Origin of the sequence: Ferrovibrio sp. (genome assembly GCF_017994015.1) — a bacterium.
GTDB lineage: Bacteria > Pseudomonadota > Alphaproteobacteria > Ferrovibrionales > Ferrovibrionaceae > Ferrovibrio.
The window spans coordinates 1-15,543 of record NZ_JAGOLP010000068.1 but is presented as its reverse complement, the minus strand read 5'-3'; the positions used below and the strand labels follow the sequence as shown (position 1 = coordinate 15,543).

General features: G+C 62.9%; 17 protein-coding genes and 1 pseudogene. All 18 read left to right on the top strand.

The genetic code is table 11. The features are described from left to right. A pseudogene (locus KBB36_RS18675) lies at window positions 1–187 on the top strand (branched-chain amino acid ABC transporter permease LivH); the annotation flags it as partial. Further along, the gene (gene livM / locus KBB36_RS18670) at window positions 187–1,467 is read left to right on the top strand and encodes a high-affinity branched-chain amino acid ABC transporter permease LivM (protein ID WP_290984583.1); all 1,281 of its coding nucleotides are present in this window, start codon (window positions 187–189) and stop codon (window positions 1,465–1,467) included. The pseudogene KBB36_RS18675 and the gene livM, both read left to right, overlap by 1 nt. Beyond that, the gene (locus KBB36_RS18665; protein WP_290984580.1) at window positions 1,464–2,282 is read left to right on the top strand and encodes an ATP-binding cassette domain-containing protein; all 819 of its coding nucleotides are present in this window, start codon (window positions 1,464–1,466) and stop codon (window positions 2,280–2,282) included. The genes livM and KBB36_RS18665 overlap by 4 nt, the downstream gene beginning before the upstream one ends. Before the next feature lies 1 nt (window position 2,283). Further along, window positions 2,284–2,997, top strand: a complete 714-nt coding sequence (locus KBB36_RS18660) for an ABC transporter ATP-binding protein (protein WP_290984576.1) — start codon at window positions 2,284–2,286, stop codon at window positions 2,995–2,997. After that, complete coding sequence (locus KBB36_RS18655) at window positions 2,994–3,341, top strand: DUF6867 family protein (RefSeq protein WP_290984574.1); 348 nt, start codon at window positions 2,994–2,996, stop codon at window positions 3,339–3,341. The genes KBB36_RS18660 and KBB36_RS18655 overlap by 4 nt, the downstream gene beginning before the upstream one ends. 72 nt (window positions 3,342–3,413) lie before the next feature. Further along, window positions 3,414–4,514, top strand: coding sequence for a branched-chain amino acid ABC transporter substrate-binding protein (locus KBB36_RS18650; RefSeq protein WP_290984571.1), 1,101 nt, complete (start codon window positions 3,414–3,416; stop codon window positions 4,512–4,514). Window positions 4,515–4,688: 174 nt separating this feature from the next. Then, window positions 4,689–5,123, top strand: a complete 435-nt coding sequence (rpiB, locus tag KBB36_RS18645) for a ribose 5-phosphate isomerase B (protein ID WP_290984568.1) — start codon at window positions 4,689–4,691, stop codon at window positions 5,121–5,123. A gap of 12 nt (window positions 5,124–5,135) precedes the next feature. Next, complete coding sequence (gene glyA / locus KBB36_RS18640; RefSeq protein ID WP_290984565.1) at window positions 5,136–6,434, top strand: serine hydroxymethyltransferase; 1,299 nt, start codon at window positions 5,136–5,138, stop codon at window positions 6,432–6,434. Window positions 6,435–6,461: 27 nt separating this feature from the next. Further along, entirely contained in the window at window positions 6,462–6,932 is a 471-nt protein-coding gene (gene nrdR / locus KBB36_RS18635; RefSeq protein WP_290984562.1) for a transcriptional regulator NrdR, read from the top strand. After that, window positions 6,925–8,046, top strand: a complete 1,122-nt coding sequence (ribD, locus tag KBB36_RS18630; RefSeq protein WP_290984559.1) for a bifunctional diaminohydroxyphosphoribosylaminopyrimidine deaminase/5-amino-6-(5-phosphoribosylamino)uracil reductase RibD — start codon at window positions 6,925–6,927, stop codon at window positions 8,044–8,046. The genes nrdR and ribD overlap by 8 nt, the downstream gene beginning before the upstream one ends. Before the next feature lie 11 nt (window positions 8,047–8,057). Continuing rightward, complete coding sequence (locus KBB36_RS18625; protein ID WP_290984557.1) at window positions 8,058–8,651, top strand: riboflavin synthase; 594 nt, start codon at window positions 8,058–8,060, stop codon at window positions 8,649–8,651. Between the two features lie 14 nt (window positions 8,652–8,665). Further along, window positions 8,666–9,784, top strand: a complete 1,119-nt coding sequence (gene ribB, locus KBB36_RS18620; protein WP_290984553.1) for a 3,4-dihydroxy-2-butanone-4-phosphate synthase — start codon at window positions 8,666–8,668, stop codon at window positions 9,782–9,784. 96 nt (window positions 9,785–9,880) lie between these two features. Next, window positions 9,881–10,330: a 6,7-dimethyl-8-ribityllumazine synthase gene (locus KBB36_RS18615; protein WP_290984586.1), complete on the top strand. Its 450-nt coding sequence runs from the start codon at window positions 9,881–9,883 to the stop codon at window positions 10,328–10,330. Beyond that, window positions 10,327–10,809 carry a transcription antitermination factor NusB gene (nusB, locus tag KBB36_RS18610; RefSeq protein ID WP_290984550.1) on the top strand — a complete coding sequence of 161 codons (483 nt, stop codon included), beginning with the start codon at window positions 10,327–10,329 and terminating at the stop codon, window positions 10,807–10,809. Before KBB36_RS18615 ends, nusB begins: the two co-directional genes overlap by 4 nt. Before the next feature lie 22 nt (window positions 10,810–10,831). Beyond that, the gene (gene thiL / locus KBB36_RS18605; RefSeq protein WP_290984547.1) at window positions 10,832–11,806 is read left to right on the top strand and encodes a thiamine-phosphate kinase; all 975 of its coding nucleotides are present in this window, start codon (window positions 10,832–10,834) and stop codon (window positions 11,804–11,806) included. A gap of 40 nt (window positions 11,807–11,846) precedes the next feature. Further along, entirely contained in the window at window positions 11,847–12,311 is a 465-nt protein-coding gene (locus tag KBB36_RS18600; protein WP_290984544.1) for a hypothetical protein, read from the top strand. 18 nt (window positions 12,312–12,329) lie between these two features. Further along, window positions 12,330–13,553 carry an MFS transporter gene (locus tag KBB36_RS18595; protein ID WP_290984541.1) on the top strand — a complete coding sequence of 408 codons (1,224 nt, stop codon included), beginning with the start codon at window positions 12,330–12,332 and terminating at the stop codon, window positions 13,551–13,553. A 212-nt stretch (window positions 13,554–13,765) separates the two neighbouring features. Beyond that, window positions 13,766–15,543 (top strand): sodium-translocating pyrophosphatase (locus KBB36_RS18590; protein ID WP_290984538.1); only part of this gene is annotated, 1,778 nt, incomplete at its 3' end.

Below are 15,543 nucleotides of genomic sequence, written 5' to 3'. Positions count from 1 at the left end.
GATCAACAGGCCGCCCAGCCTGCCGGGCGCCATGCTGGGCGGCCTGTTGATCGGGTTGATCGAGGCTTTCTGGTCGGCTTATTTCAGCATTGAATACAAGGATGTGGCAGCTTTCTCGATCCTGGTGATCGTGCTGATCTTCCGGCCCACCGGCCTGCTCGGCCGGCCAGAGGTGGAGAAGGTCTGATGGATATCCAAGCCCGGCTGAAAGACGCCTTCCTTGCCGCCTTGGTGGCCGCGGTACTGGCTTTGCCATTGCTCGGCTTCGAGACGGTGGATACCGGCGGGCCGCTGGGCATAAAAACCCGCTGGCATCTGGTTGGTTATGCCGCTGCCGGTGTGTTTGTTGGCCGGCTGGCGCTGATGCTGCTGCTTGACTGGCGGCGTGACCGGACACCGCGCCAGCGGGCAATCGGCGAACGCGACCGTCTGGCCGAACTGGGCCGCAAGGCGGATACCTGGCTGATGCCGGCCTTGATCGCCTTCGCCGTGATGCTGCCGATGCTGCCTTTTGCCAACCGCACCGTGGTTGATCTTGGCACCGTGGTGCTGATTTATGTGATGCTCGGCTGGGGCCTCAATATTGTGGTCGGACTCGCCGGCCTGCTTGATCTCGGCTATGTCGCCTTCTATGCCGTCGGCGCCTATTCCTATGCTTTGCTGTCGCAGAATTTTGGCCTGAATTTCTGGCAATGCCTGCCGCTGGCCGGGCTGTTTGCGGCCTTGTTCGGCGTGGCGCTCGGCTTCCCGGTGTTGCGCCTGCGCGGCGATTATCTCGCCATCGTCACCCTCGGCTTCGGCGAGATCATCCGTATTGTGCTGCTCAACTGGCAAAATCTTACCGGTGGCCCGAATGGCCTTTCCGGCATCCAGCGGCCGAGTTTTTTCGGCTATCCGTTCAGCGCCAGCCCGCCGGAAGGCACCACGGCTTTCCATGAATTATTCGGCCTGGAATTCGCTTCCACACATCGTATCATTTTTCTCTACTACCTGATCCTGGCCCTGGCCCTGATCACCAACCTGTTCACCCTGCGCATCCGCAAACTGCCGGTTGGCCGCGCCTGGGAAGCGTTGCGCGAGGATGAGATTGCCTGCCGGGCGCTTGGCATCAACCCGACCAACACCAAGCTGACCGCCTTTGCCATTGGCGCCATGTTCGGCGGCTTTGCCGGCAGCTTTTTCGCCACGCGCCAGGGCTTCATCAGCCCGGAAAGCTTCACCTTCATTGAATCGGCCGTGATCCTGGCGATCGTGGTGCTGGGCGGCATGGGCAGCCAGGCTGGCATTGTGCTGGCCGCTGCTTTCCTGACCCTGCTGCCTGAACTGGCGCGCGAATTCTCGCTGTTCCGCATGCTGGCCTTCGGCCTGGCCATGGTGCTGATCATGGTGTGGCGCCCGCAGGGCCTGCTGTCACATCGCGATCCGACTATACGGCTGGCAAAAAGCGGGGGAGGGGCGGCACCATGACGGCCCATCTCCTGCGCGTTGAGCATCTCACCATGCGCTTCGGCGGCCTGGTGGCGGTGAATGATGTGTCCTTCGTGGCACGGCCGCGCGAGATCACGGCAGTGATCGGCCCCAATGGCGCCGGCAAGACCACGGTGTTCAACTGCATTGCCGGTTTCTACAAGCCCACCATCGGCCGCCTCAGCCTGATGAATGACGGCCGGGAATACCTGCTGGAACGCATGCAGGGCCATGATATCGCCGCCCGCGCCAGAGTGGCGCGCACCTTCCAGAATATCCGCCTGTTTCCCAACATGACGGTGCTGGAAAACCTGATCGTGGCGCAACATAACAAGCTGATGCGCGCGTCCGGCTACACCTTGCTGGGCCTGTTCGGCTGGCGTGGTTATGCGCGGGCTGAAAAGGCGGCGGTGGAACAGGCGAAATACTGGCTGGAGCGTACCGGCCTGACCAGTGAGGCCGACGCGCCGGCCGGCAGCCTGCCCTATGGCGGCCAGCGCCGGCTGGAAATCGCCCGCGCCATGTGCACCGATCCTGTGCTGCTTTGCCTTGACGAGCCGGCCGCCGGCCTCAACCCGCGTGAATCTGCCGATCTCAATGCCCTGCTGCAATTCATCCGCGATACACATGGCTGCGGCGTGCTGCTGATCGAGCATGACATGAGCGTGGTGATGCAGATTTCCGACCATATCGTGGTGCTGGATTACGGCAAGAAGATCGCCGATGGCAGCCCCGACGAAATCCGCAACGACCCGGTGGTTATCAAGGCCTATCTGGGCGAGGATTTTGAGACGCCGGAAGCGGGGGCAGCCTGAGATGCTGAGCATTCGCGGCCTGCAAAGTTATTACGGCGCCGTGCATGCGCTGAAGGGTGTGGACCTGGAGGTGCAGCAAGGCGAGATCGTGGCCCTGATCGGCGCCAATGGTGCCGGCAAATCCACCTTGCTGATGAGCATCTGCGGCACGCCGCGGCCGCGCCAGGGCGATATCCGGCTGGAAGGCGAAAGCCTGATCGGTGTGCCGACGCATCATCTGGTGCGGCGCGGTCTGGCGCACGCGCCGGAAGGACGCCGCATCTTTCCGCGCATGACCGTGCTGGAAAACCTGCGCATGGGCGCCGTGGCCGCCGATCCAGCGCATTTTGACAGTGACCTTGAGCGGGTCTTCGGCCTGTTTCCGCGCCTGAAGGAACGCCGCGAGCAGCGTGGCGGCACTTTGTCGGGCGGCGAGCAGCAGATGCTGGCGATTGCCCGTGCGCTGATGAGCCGGCCGCGCCTGCTGCTGCTGGATGAACCCTCGCTCGGCCTGGCGCCGCTGGTGGTGCGGCAGATTTTCTCGATCATCGAGGAAATCAACAAACGCGATGGCGTGACGGTTCTGCTGGTGGAGCAGAATGCCTATCACGCGCTCAGGCTGGCGCATCGCGGCTATGTGCTGGTGAATGGCGCCATCACCATGAGCGGTTCGGGCGCCGAATTGCTGGCAGACGAACAGATTCGCGCCGCCTATCTGGAAGGAGGCCATGGATGATCATCGTGCTGGGTTCTTCCTGGGCCGTGTTTATCGGCTTCACGCTGGTGCTGGTGGGCGGCTGTGCTTTCCTGATGGGGCAGGCGGTGGCCAATACCTGGCGCCCGGCCTGGCAATTGGCGCCCTATGGCCTGTTGCTCGCGGCCAGCAATCGTTTCCTGGTTTTTGCCCTGTTTGGCGGCGAATTGCTGGCCATCTTGCCATTCATCTTTGCCGCGCTGGTGCTGATCGGCCTGGCCGGTATCGGCTTCCGCCTGACCCGGGTGGATATGATGGTGCACCAATATCCCTGGCTCTATCAGCGCGACGGGCTATTCGCCTGGCGCGAGAAAGCGCCGGGCTGATGTCCTTTCCGTTGCCGCGCGCCACGCATCGGACTAGAGTTTTTTCATCCGCAACCCAGGGGAGGTTTAATTATGCGTAGCTTCAAATATGGTCTCGGCCTTGTCGCCGCGCTCGGCCTTATGGCCGGCACGGCCCAGGCGCAGATCAAGATTTCGCTCAATGGCCCGCTCACCGGCCAGCTTGCCAGCTTCGGCGAGCAGATGAAGCGCGGCGCCGAAATGGCGGTGGCCGACCTCAACGCTGCCGGCGGCGTCAATGGTCAGAAGATCCAGCTTGTGCTGGGCGACGACCAGTGCGATCCGAAGCAGGCGGTGGCGGTGGCTAACAAGTCGGTGCAGGAAAAGGTTGCCGTGGTGATCGGCCATTTCTGCTCGGGCTCCTCGATCCCGGCCTCGGATGTCTACAAGGAAGAAAACATCCTGCAGATTTCGCCGGCCTCGACCAACCCGACCTTTACCGATCGCGGCTACAAGAACACCTTCCGCGTCTGCGGCCGCGATGACCAGCAGGGCATGGTGGCGGGCGACTATATTGCCGACAAGTTCAAGGGCAAGAAGGTCGCCATCCTGCATGACAAGACTGCCTATGGTAAGGGCCTCGCCGACGAGACCAAGAAGCGCCTCAACAGCAAGGGCGTGACCGAGGCGATGTATGAAGCGATTTCGGCCGGCGAGAAGGATTACTCGGCGCTGATCTCCAAGATGAAGCAGGCCGGCATCGAGCTGATTTATCTCGGCGGCTACCATCCGGAAGCCGGCCTTATCGTGCGCCAGGCCAAGGAGCAGGGCCTCACCGCCCCGCTGATGGGCGGCGATGCGCTGGTCGACAAGCAGCTCTGGGCGATTTCCGGCACTGCCGGCCAGGGTACGCTGATGACCTTCGATGCCGATCCGCGCAAGAACCCGGTGGCCAAGCCGATTGTCGACAAGTTCAAGGCCGGCGGTTATGACCCCGAGGGCTATACCCTCTACACCTATGCCGCCGTCCAGGTCTGGGCGCAGGCTGCCACCACCGCCAAGTCGGTCAAGACCGCCGATGTGGAAAAGGCGATGCGCGCCGGCAGCTTCAAGACCGTGCTGAACGACATCAAGTTCGATGCCAAGGGTGATACCACCAGCCCGGCCTATAAGGTCTATGTCTGGAAGGACGGCACCTACGACTATGTGAACTGATATCCGTTCGCGGATAGTTCCGGAAAGCCCGGCGGGGAAACCGCCGGGCTTTTTCATTTGTCGGCAGGTCAAGGCCACTACCGCTTTTCCCTAGCGGTCGGTATTGGCGGCGGCCACCGGATATTGTAGGTTCCGGCCGTCCAGCCCAATCCTTTCCCCGGAGCGCACCAGCCCATGAGCAAGCCCGCTATCGCCGTGGCGGCGGACCATGCCGGTTTTGAGTTGAAGAACCTGCTCAAGGCCGAGCTGGAAAGCCAGGGTTACAGCGTGACCGACCTGGGCACCCATGGCCCCGATAGCGTGGATTACCCGGATTTTGGCCGCGCCCTTGGCGAGGCCGTGGCCAGCGGCCAGGCGCAGTTCGGCGTGGCGGTTTGCGGCAGCGGCATCGGCATCTCGATTGCTGCCAACCGGGTGCCGGGCTGCCGTGCCGCCCTGGTGCATGATGCGCTTTCGGCCCGGCTGTGCCGCCAGCATAATGATGCCAATGTGCTGGCGCTCGGCGCCCGCCTGATCGGCATCGATACCGCCAGGGATTGCCTGTCTGTTTTCCTCGCCACCCCGTTTGAAGGCGGCCGCCATGCCCGGCGCGTCGCCAAGCTCGCGTAAAGGAGCCCGCCGATGAGCAACCCCGCCGCCAAGCCCTCCGTCACCCATGCCGGTTTCTTTGAGCGCAGCCTGGAGCAGGCCGATCCGGCGCTCTACAAGGCGATCACCGAGGAACTGAGCCGCCAGCGTGAGCAGATTGAGCTGATCGCCTCGGAAAACATCGTCAGCCGCGCCGTGCTGGAAGCGCAGGGCTCGGTGATGACCAACAAATATGCCGAGGGTTACCCGGGCAAGCGCTATTACAATGGCTGCGAATTTGTTGATATCGCCGAAACCCTGGCGATTGAGCGCGCCAAGCAGCTTTTTGGCTGCGGCTTTGCCAATGTGCAGCCGCATTCCGGCGCCCAGGCCAATCAGGCGGTGTTCATGGCCTGCCTCAAGCCGGGCGACACTTTCATGGGCCTGGACCTTGCCGCTGGCGGCCATCTCACCCATGGCTCGCCGGCCAACCAGTCGGGCAAGTGGTTCAACGTGGTGAGCTATACTGTCGGCCAGGAAGACCACCTGATCGATATGGACGAAGTGGCCCGCCGCGCCGAGGAGCATAAGCCGAAGCTGATCATCGCCGGCGGCTCGGCCTATCCGCGTTTCTGGGATTTCGCCCGTTTCCGTGCCATCGCCGACAGTGTGGGCGCGGTATTCATGGTGGATATGGCGCATTTCGCCGGCTTGGTGGCGGGCGGTGTGCATCCCAGCCCGTTCCCGCATGCCCATGTGGTGACCACCACCACGCACAAGACCCTGCGCGGCCCGCGTGGCGGCATGGTGCTGACCAATGACGAGGCGCTGGCCAAGAAGATCAACTCGGCGGTATTCCCCGGCCTGCAAGGCGGCCCGCTGATGCATGTGATTGCCGCCAAGGCGGTGGCTTTCGGCGAGGCGCTGACCCCGGAATTCCGCGCCTATGCCGCTGCCGTGGTGGAGAATGCCAAGGCGATGGCCGGGGCGCTCAAGGAACGCGGCTATAACCTGACCTCGGGCGGCACCGACAACCACCTGATGCTGATCGACCTGCGTTCGCAGGGCCTGAAAGGCAATGTGGTGGTGGAAGCGCTGGAACGCGCCCGCATCACCGCCAACAAGAACGGCGTGCCGTTTGATCCGGAAAAGCCGATGGTCACTTCCGGCGTGCGCGTCGGCAGCCCGGCCGGCACCACGCGCGGCTTCGGTGTGGCCGAATTCCGCCAGATCGGCCAGTTGATGGCCGATGTGATGGATGGCCTGGTGAGCAAGAGCAACGACAATAGTGATGTAGAGCGTGCCGTGGCCGAGAAGGTGGTGGCCCTGTGCCGCCGCTTCCCGATCTACTAAGTCAGCTCCTGGGGAAGGAAGCATTCGATGCGGTGTCCGTTCTGCGGCAATGACGATACCCAGGTGAAGGATTCACGGCCGACCGAGGATAACTCGGCGATCCGCCGGCGGCGCTTCTGTCCCAATTGCGCCGCGCGCTTCACCACGTTTGAACGCATCCAGTTGCGCGAATTGACCGTGGTGAAGAAAAACGGCCTGAAAGTGCCGTTCGACCGCGACAAGCTGGCGCGCTCGATCCAGATCGCCACGCGCAAGCGCCCGGTTGATCCCGAGCGTATCGAACGGCTGATCAACGGCATCGTGCGCCGGCTGGAAAGCTCGGGCGAAAGCGAGATCAATTCCGACCAGATCGGCGCCCTGGTGATGGATGGTCTGGCGGCGCTCGACAAGGTGGCCTATGTGCGCTTCGCCTCGGTGTATCGCAATTTCCGCGAAGCCAAGGATTTTGAGGATTTCATCGGTTCGCTGAGCGGCAATCCGCAAGACGACGATGACTGACCGGGCCGGCGCCGCCCGCGACGAACGCTGGATGCGTCTGGCGCTTGGGCTGGCGGCGCGGGGCCTGGGCAATACCTGGCCCAATCCGGCGGTGGGCTGCGTGCTGGTGCGCGATGGCCTGGTGGTGGGCCGTGGCTGGACCCAAGTGGGCGGCCGGCCGCATGCCGAGGCGATGGCGCTGGCCCAGGCCGGCCAAGCCGCCAAGGGCGCCACAGCCTATGTCACGCTGGAGCCATGCAGCCATCATGGCCGCACGCCGCCCTGTGCCGATGCGCTGATCCAGGCCGGCATCAGCCGCTGTGTCGTGGCTTTGGAAGACCCCGATCCACGCGTTTCGGGCGAGGGCTTCACCCGCCTGCGTGAAGCCGGGATCGTGGTGGATATTGGCCTGCTGGGTGATGAAGCCGCCGATCTTAATGCCGGTTTCCTGCTGCACCGGACCCAGGGCCGACCGTTGGTATCGCTGAAACTGGCTGTCAGCCTGGATGGTCGCATCGCCACCCATAATGGCGATAGCAAATGGATCACCAATCCACTGTCGCGCCAGCGCGCCCATCTGCTGCGCGCCCGCCATGATGCGATCCTGGTTGGCTCGAATACCGCCTTGCTCGACGATCCGGAACTGACCTGCCGGCTGCCCGGCCTGCCGCTGCGGCCGGCGCCGCGCGTTGTGCTGGATGGGCGCTTGCGCTTGTCGCTCACCAGCAAGCTGGTATCGACCGCAAAAAGCCAGCCGACCTGGCTGATCTGCCGTGAAGATGCCGATGCGGCGCGGCAACAGGCCTTTGCCGATTGCGGCGTTGAGGTGATCGGCGTGGCGCCCGATGCCGGTAGCGGCCTGCCGGATATCCGCCTAGCGCTGGAAGCCCTGGCCGAACGCGGCATCACCCGGCTGCTGGTGGAGGGTGGCGGGCAATTGGCTGCCAGCCTGATCCGTGCCGATCTGGTGGATCGTTTGCTGTTTTTCCGCGCCCCGGCGGTGATTGGCGGCGATGGCCTGCCGGCAATTGCAGCTTTTGGTATCGATACCGTAGCGGCAGCTCCGCGCTGGCGCCGCCTACAGGCCGATATTTTGGCTGACGACCTGCTGGAAACCTTCGCCCGCCCGCTCTAGTAATAGGTTCCATGTTTACAGGCATTGTCACCAATATCGGCACCGTGATCGCGCGCGAGCAGCGCGGCGACACCCGTTTCCGTCTGCGCACCGGGTTTGATACCGCCAGTATCGCCATCGGTGCCTCCATCGCCTGCTCGGGCTGCTGCCTTACCGTGGTGCAGACCGGGGCGGACTGGTTCGCCGTTGATGTTTCGGCCGAAACCCTGTCGCGCACCACGCTGGGCCGCTGGGGCGAGGGCAGCCGGGTCAACTTGGAGCGCAGCCTCAAGGTCGGCGACGAACTCGGCGGCCATATTGTCTCCGGCCATGTTGATGGCCTGGCCGCAGTGGTGCGGGCTGAGCCGGAAGGTGATTCCCTGCGGCTCGATTTCCGCGTGCCGGATGCCTTGGCCGGTTTTGTTGCCGAGAAGGGTTCGGTGGCGCTGGATGGTGTGTCGCTGACGGTGAATGCCGTGCAGGGCGCCGTGTTCGGCATCAACCTGATCCCGCATACCCAGCAGGTGACAACTTTAGGCAGCCTGAAATTGGGCGATAGCGTGAATTTTGAAGTGGATACATTGGCGCGCTATGTGGCGCGGCTGCGCGATTGGGTGAAACCGTGAATGATTTAGCTGATTTGAACAAGTACCTCGCCAATTCGGAAGAGATCATCGCCGAGGCCAAGCGTGGCCGCATGGTGATCCTGGTGGACGAGGAAGACCGCGAGAATGAGGGCGATCTCTACATTCCGGCGGCCAAGTGCGATGCCGATGCGATCAATTTCATGGCCAAATATGGCCGCGGCCTGATCTGCCTGTCGCTTACAAAGCAACGCTGCGAGCATCTTAAACTGCCGCTGATGGCGCAGAATAATTCCTCACGCCACGGCACTGCCTTCACGGTTTCGATCGAGGCGCGCGAAGGCGTAACCACCGGCATCTCTGCCGCCGACCGCGCCCGCACCGTGGCGGTGGCGATTGATCCGGCATCGCATTCCAGCGATATCGCCACGCCGGGCCATATCTTTCCATTGATGGCGCGTGATGGCGGCACCCTGGTGCGTGCCGGCCATACCGAGGCGGCGGTCGACATTGCCCGTCTGGCCGGGCTGGACCCTTCAGGCGTGATCTGCGAGATCATGAACGATGACGGCACCATGGCGCGGCTGCCCGACCTGGTGAAATTTGCCCAGTTCCATGGCCTCAAGATTGGCACCATTGCCGATCTGATCGCCTATCGCCGCAAACACGACAATCTGGTCGAGCGTGTGGTGGAAGGCGCTATCGATAGTGTGTGGGGCGGCGATTTCCGCATGATCGTGTATCGCAACACCGTGGAATATGCCGAGCATATTGCCCTGGTGAAAGGCGATGTCAGCGCGGCGGGCGGCCCGGTGATGGTGCGGATGCATGCCATGAACGTGCTGGGCGACCTGCTGGGCGACCATGGCGCCCGTTCCGGCATCCTGCATGAATCAATGCGCATGATCGGCGAAGCCGGCCGTGGCGTGGTGGTGTTGCTGCGCGAACCCCGGCCCACCGCGCTGTCGGATGTGCTGCGGCGCAAGCTGGGCGAGCCGGTTGAAAACCAGGGGCAACTCCGGGATTATGGCATCGGCGCACAGATCCTGCTGGATCTTGGCGTTCGAGACATGATCCTGCTGTCGAATATCCAGAAAACCATCGTTGGCCTGGAAGGTTATGGCCTCACAGTGGCGGAGACCCGCCCCGTGGTGGTGCGCAAGGGGGAGATTTGAAACATGGTGGCGCGCAAGCCGAAAGCCGGCAAAGCCAAGCCGGTATCAAGGATCAAGAAATTCGCCACTGCCAAGTCGCAGGTGCGTGGCTCGCTGATGCTCGACATGCGCAAGCCGCGTGTGCTGATCGTGGAGGCACGCTTCTACGAAGATATTGCCGATGCGCTGTTTGAAGGCGCGCGGGCTGTCATCGAGGCGTCAGATTTTGATTACGACCGCATCGATGTGCCGGGCGCGCTGGAAATTCCGGCCGCGATCCGCTTTGCCATGAATCGCAGCGGTAGCCGCGCCTATGATGGCTTTGTGGCCCTGGGCTGCGTCATTCGCGGCGAGACCACGCATTATGAGATCGTGACCAACGAAAGCGCCCGCGCCTTGCAGTCACTGGCGCTGGATCACCAGCTTGCCATCGGCAACGGCATTCTCACGGTGGAGAATGAGGAGCAGGCCTGGGATCGTGCGCGCGCCGACCGCCAGAACAAGGGCGGTGATGCCGCCCTGGCCTGTGTTGCCATGATTGGTCTGAAGCAGCTTTTCTCGTCATGACCCATCCCGTAAAGGCCCCGAAGCCGGCCGGCCGCCGCTCGGTGGCGCGCCTTTTTGCAGTACAGGCGCTGTATGAGATCGAGTTTTCCGGCAAGCCGGCCGAGGGCGTGATCCAGGATTTCCGCGAGGCCCGGCTGGGCCAGGAGATTGAGGGCGAGCAGTTCCGTGAGGCCGATGCCGACTGGTTCGGCGATGTGGTGCGCGGCACTGTGAAACGCCAGGCCGAGATCGACGAGCAGATTCGCGCTGCCATGCCGCGCGTTGATGCGCTGGAACGGCTGGAAGCCATCCTGCGCCTCTCCATCCGCGCCGCCGCCTATGAATTGCTGGCGCGCATCGATGTGCCGGCCGGCACCATCATTGATGAATATCTCGGCGTGGTGCGGGCGTTTTTCAGCCCGCGGGAGATCAAGCTGGCCAATGGTGTGCTGGATGGCTTGGCGCGCCGCTTGCGGCCCAACGAGTTTACGGCCCGCTAGGCCGGAAAGGGGACGTGCGCCGATGCCGCTCGGCGAATTCGACCTCATCGCACACTATCTGGCGCCGCTGAGCGCCGGCCTGCCGGGCGCCTTCAGCCTCACAGATGATGCTGCGGCTTTGCCGGTGCCGCCAGGGCATGAACTGGTGGTCACCACCGATGCCTTCATTGCCGGCATCCATTTCCTGGATACGGATGGGCCGGGCCGCATTGCGCAAAAACTGCTGCGGGTCAATCTGTCTGATCTGGCCGCTAAGGGCGCCACGCCCTATGCCTATCAGCTTGTGCTCGGCCTGCCGGCGGCGCCTGATGCAGCCTGGCTTGCGGCCTTCACGGCGGGGCTGGCCGAAGATCAGGCGCGTTATGGCATCCGGCTTTCCGGCGGCGATACGGTGCGCGCACCCGGCGGCCTGATGCTGAGCCTGACAGCTCTGGGCCTGGTGCCGCAGGGCGGCATGATCCGGCGCAGCGCAGCTTTGGCCGGCGACGGGCTTTTTGTCACCGGCAGTATCGGCGATGCCTGGCTCGGCTTGCAGGCCAAGCTGGGCCGTTTGACTTTACCGGAGGCGGCTGGGGCTTTCTGCGATACAAGGCTGCATCTGCCGGAACCGCGCCTGGGCTTTGGCCTTGGCATGCGCGGGTTGGCGCGCGCGGCGATGGATGTGTCGGACGGGTTGTTGCAGGATGCCGGCCATATGGCGCGGCAGGCTGGCCTTATGGTCGAAATCAGCGCCGCCGATATACCGCTTTCAGCAGCAGCGCTTGCAGCCGGTCAGCCGCTGACCAATCTGCTGGCTGGTGGCGACGATTATGAAATTCTGCTGGCGGCACCGCCGGAAGCCGAGGCCGCCTTGCAAAGCCTGGCCCGCGATAATGCCACGCAGCTTACCCGCATCGGGCGCTTTCTGGCAGCCGGCGAGGGTGGCGATGGGCTGCGGTTGCTTGATGCTGCCGGTCAGCCAATGCTGATCGGCCCGCGTGGCTATCAACATTTTTGAACTGGAGTTAAAGTCGGCGCGTTAACGACTCGGGACCATCATGGGCCGCAAGCTGGCGCTTATCATCATTGGCGTGATTGTGCTTTTGGCCTTGGCCGGCGGCGGCGTGGCGGCGTATCTGCTGGTCTTTGCCAAAAAGCCGGTAGCCGAAACTACCGAGGAAGCGCCACCACCGGCGCCGATCAAACGCCCGGCCTTCATCCCGCTTGATCCATTCAGTGTCTGGGTGCAGCCAGAAGGTCAGAAGGTGCGCGAGGTGATTGTGATCTTCCATCTGGAAGCACCGCCGGACAACGTGCCCGAGATCAACAGCAAGATGCACCTGCTGCGCGACCGTTATATCCGTGAATTGATGAAGCTGGACCCGATCAAGGTGCCGGTGCGGTTTGAGACCAAGGACCTGGCTGAATTGCGCAATCTGCTGCGTCAGCCAACCGAGGAGGTGATGGGCAAGGGCCTGGTTACCCAGGTTTTGCTGCTCAACATCCTCTCTCCATTGAAGTAACTCCGGCAGGACATATTCGTGACCGATCAGTCAGCTACAGGCCATACCGCCCAATCCGAAACAGCAGCCAAGCGTAATGTGTTCCTGCTTGCACTCTGCATGGCGCTGGGCAATTCGGCCAACACACTGCAAGTCACGCTTGGCGGCCTGGTGGGCCATGTGCTGGTGGAGGACAAGGCCTATGCCACACTGCCGGTTACCTTCGTGGTTGCCGGCACCGCCCTGGCTACGATTCCGGCCTCAATGCTGATGAACCGGGTCGGGCGCAAGCCGGGCTTTGTGCTCGGCTGCCTGCTGGCCGCCACCGGCTCGGCAATCGCCGGCATCGGGCTTTACGCCGGCCTGTTCTGGCTGTTCTGCCTCGGCGCCTTTGTGTTCGGCGCGTCCAATTCGTTCACGCAGCTCTATCGTTTTGCCGCCGCCGATATCGCACCCCAACATTTCAAGAGCAGGGCGATTTCCTGGGTCATGGTGGGTGGTTTATGCTCGGCTTTCCTCGGGCCAGAAATCGCCAAATACACCCGCGAGGCGCTGTCGCCGCATCTGTTCCTCGGCTCGTATATCGTCGCCGCCCTGCTGCCGCTGCTGGTGCTGGGTGTGCTGCTGTTCCTGCGCCTGCCAAAACCGAATGTGGCTGAACTGCGCGATAGCGGCCGGCCGCTGGCCGAGATTGTGCGCCAGCCCAGCTTTGTGGTGGCGGCGATGGCCGGCATGTTCGGCTATGGCGTGATGAACCTGATGATGACAGCAACGCCGCTGGCGATGCAGATTTGCGCGCATCCGTTCAGCGACGCCGCCACGGTGATCCAGTGGCATGTCTTCGGCATGTTCTTCCCCAGCTTCTTCACCGGCAATCTGATCGCGCGCTATGGCGCCCTGCGCATCATCATCATCGGCACCGGCCTCAACATAGTCTGCATGTCGATTGCGTTGAGCGGCCAGGATGTGTGGCAATTCCAGGCCGCCCTGGCGCTGCTCGGGGTGGGGTGGAACTTCATGTATATCGGCGGCACCGCCTTGCTTACCGAGGTCTACCGCCCGGCCGAGCGGTTCAAAACCCAGGCGCTGAATGACTTCCTGGTGTTTGGCACCGTGGCGCTGGCGTCACTCGGCTCCGGTAAGTTGCTGTACCATTATGGCTGGAACTCGGTGTCGCTGGCGTCGTTGCCGTTCATCCTGATGGCCGGTCTGGCAGCGATATGGCTGATCCTAGTGCGGCGCCGGGCCTTCGGCCCGGCCTGAGACTCGACCCAGGACTCGCCTCGGGATTCGGAAAATCCCACCAAACGCTTGTTATTGCGCGCTTTGCTGGTTTCTGGCATCGTCGTTAATGCAAAAGCCCTGGCAGCGCCGGGGCGGGGGCTCCCGGCCGGCTTGAAGATAAGCGTGTTCAGCGTACCCGGCGGGGAAAGAGGAACGACCGTAATTAGGGCAAGCACGAGGGGAATCCCGCCATGACTGAGTTGTTGTTCACCATCGCCTGCGGCGTGATCGCCCTGGTGTATGGGTATGTCACATCAAGATCCGTGTTGTCGGCGTCGCCCGGCAATCAGCGCATGCAGGAGATCGCCGCTGCGATCCAGGAAGGCGCTTCGGCATATCTCAATCGTCAATACCGCACCATCGGCATCGTCGGGGCCGTTGTGCTGGTGATCCTGTTCTTTGCGCTCGGCCTCAAGGTTGCCATCGGCTTCCTGATCGGTGCCGTGCTGTCTGGCGCCGCCGGCTATATCGGCATGAATGTCTCGGTGCGGGCCAATGTGCGCACCGCCGAGGCGTCGCGCCAGGGTCTGGCCCAGGGCCTCGACCTGGCCTTCAAGTCGGGCGCCGTAACCGGCATGCTGGTGGTTGGCTTGGCGCTGCTCGGCGTTGCTGTCTACTACTGGGCGCTGATCAAGCTGGGCGCCACGCCGCGTGAGACCATCGACGCCCTGGTGGCGCTCGGCTTCGGCTCGTCGCTGATCTCGATCTTCGCCCGTCTTGGCGGTGGCATCTTCACCAAGGGCGCCGATGTGGGCGCCGATCTGGTGGGCAAGGTGGAAGCCGGCATTCCTGAGGATGACCCCCGCAACCCGGCCGTGATCGCCGATAATGTGGGCGACAATGTGGGCGATTGCGCCGGCATGGCCGCTGACTTGTTCGAGACCTATGCGGTGACCATCGTTGCCACCATGGTGTTGTCGTCGATCTACTTCGCCGCCGATGCCGCCACTGCCGCCAAGTTCATGCTGTATCCGCTGGTGATCTCCGGCGCCTGCATCATCACCTCGGTGATCGGCACCTATTTCGTCAAGCTGGGCGCATCGCAGAACATCATGGGCGCGCTCTACAAGGGCCTGATCGTTACCGGCATCCTGTCAGCCATCGCCTTGTGGCCGGTGACCACCTGGATTTTCGGCAGCATGGGCGCAAGCTTTACCGTGGGCGCCAAGAGCTTCACGGCAATGAGCCTGTTCTGGTGCGGCATCACCGGTCTGGTGGTGACGGCGCTGATCGTCTGGGCAACCGAATATTACACCTCGACTGAGTATCGTCCGGTGCGCAGCGTGGCCCAGGCTTCCACCACCGGCCATGGCACCAACGTGATCCAGGGCCTTGCCGTGTCGATGGAAGCCACTGCTTTGCCGGCTTTGTTCATCGTTGCCGGCATCATCGTCACCAACATGCTGGCAGGTCTGCTCGGCATTGCCGTGGCGGTTACCACGATGCTGGCCCTGGCCGGTATGGTGGTGGCGCTCGATGCCTATGGCCCGGTTACCGACAATGCCGGCGGCATCGCCGAAATGTCGGACCTGCCCAAGGATGTGCGCAAGACCACCGATGCGCTCGACGCCGTGGGTAACACCACCAAGGCCGTGACCAAGGGCTATGCCATCGGTTCGGCCGGCTTCGGCTCGCTGGTGCTGTTTGCCGCCTATACGGAAGATCTCAAATACTTCTTCAAGGGCGTCACAATCGACTTCTCGCTCAGCAACCCCTATGTGGTGGTGGGCCTGCTGATCGGTGGTCTGCTGCCGTATCTGTTCGGCGCCATGGGCATGACTGCGGTCGGCCGTGCTGCCGGTTCGGTGGTGGTTGAGGTGCGGCGCCAGTTCAAGGAAATCCCCGGCATCATGGAAGGGACGGCCAAGCCGGACTATTCCAAGGCAGTGGATTTGCTCACCAAGGCGGCGATCCGGGAGATGATCATCCCCAGCCTGCTGCCGGTGCTCAGCCCGATCGTGCTGTATTA

Coding starts and splice junctions, on each gene's coding strand:
- nusB (WP_290984550.1), top strand. CDS start 10,327: ATGACCCATCCCGTAAAGGCCCCGAAGCCGGCCGGCCGCCGCTCGGTG.
- KBB36_RS18650 (WP_290984571.1), top strand. CDS start 3,414: ATGCGTAGCTTCAAATATGGTCTCGGCCTTGTCGCCGCGCTCGGCCTT.
- KBB36_RS18600 (WP_290984544.1), top strand. CDS start 11,847: ATGGGCCGCAAGCTGGCGCTTATCATCATTGGCGTGATTGTGCTTTTG.
- ribD (WP_290984559.1), top strand. CDS start 6,925: ATGACTGACCGGGCCGGCGCCGCCCGCGACGAACGCTGGATGCGTCTG.
- nrdR (WP_290984562.1), top strand. CDS start 6,462: ATGCGGTGTCCGTTCTGCGGCAATGACGATACCCAGGTGAAGGATTCA.
- livM (WP_290984583.1), top strand. CDS start 187: ATGGATATCCAAGCCCGGCTGAAAGACGCCTTCCTTGCCGCCTTGGTG.
- KBB36_RS18665 (WP_290984580.1), top strand. CDS start 1,464: ATGACGGCCCATCTCCTGCGCGTTGAGCATCTCACCATGCGCTTCGGC.
- glyA (WP_290984565.1), top strand. CDS start 5,136: ATGAGCAACCCCGCCGCCAAGCCCTCCGTCACCCATGCCGGTTTCTTT.
- KBB36_RS18660 (WP_290984576.1), top strand. CDS start 2,284: ATGCTGAGCATTCGCGGCCTGCAAAGTTATTACGGCGCCGTGCATGCG.
- thiL (WP_290984547.1), top strand. CDS start 10,832: ATGCCGCTCGGCGAATTCGACCTCATCGCACACTATCTGGCGCCGCTG.
- KBB36_RS18625 (WP_290984557.1), top strand. CDS start 8,058: ATGTTTACAGGCATTGTCACCAATATCGGCACCGTGATCGCGCGCGAG.
- rpiB (WP_290984568.1), top strand. CDS start 4,689: ATGAGCAAGCCCGCTATCGCCGTGGCGGCGGACCATGCCGGTTTTGAG.
- KBB36_RS18655 (WP_290984574.1), top strand. CDS start 2,994: ATGATCATCGTGCTGGGTTCTTCCTGGGCCGTGTTTATCGGCTTCACG.
- KBB36_RS18615 (WP_290984586.1), top strand. CDS start 9,881: ATGCTCGACATGCGCAAGCCGCGTGTGCTGATCGTGGAGGCACGCTTC.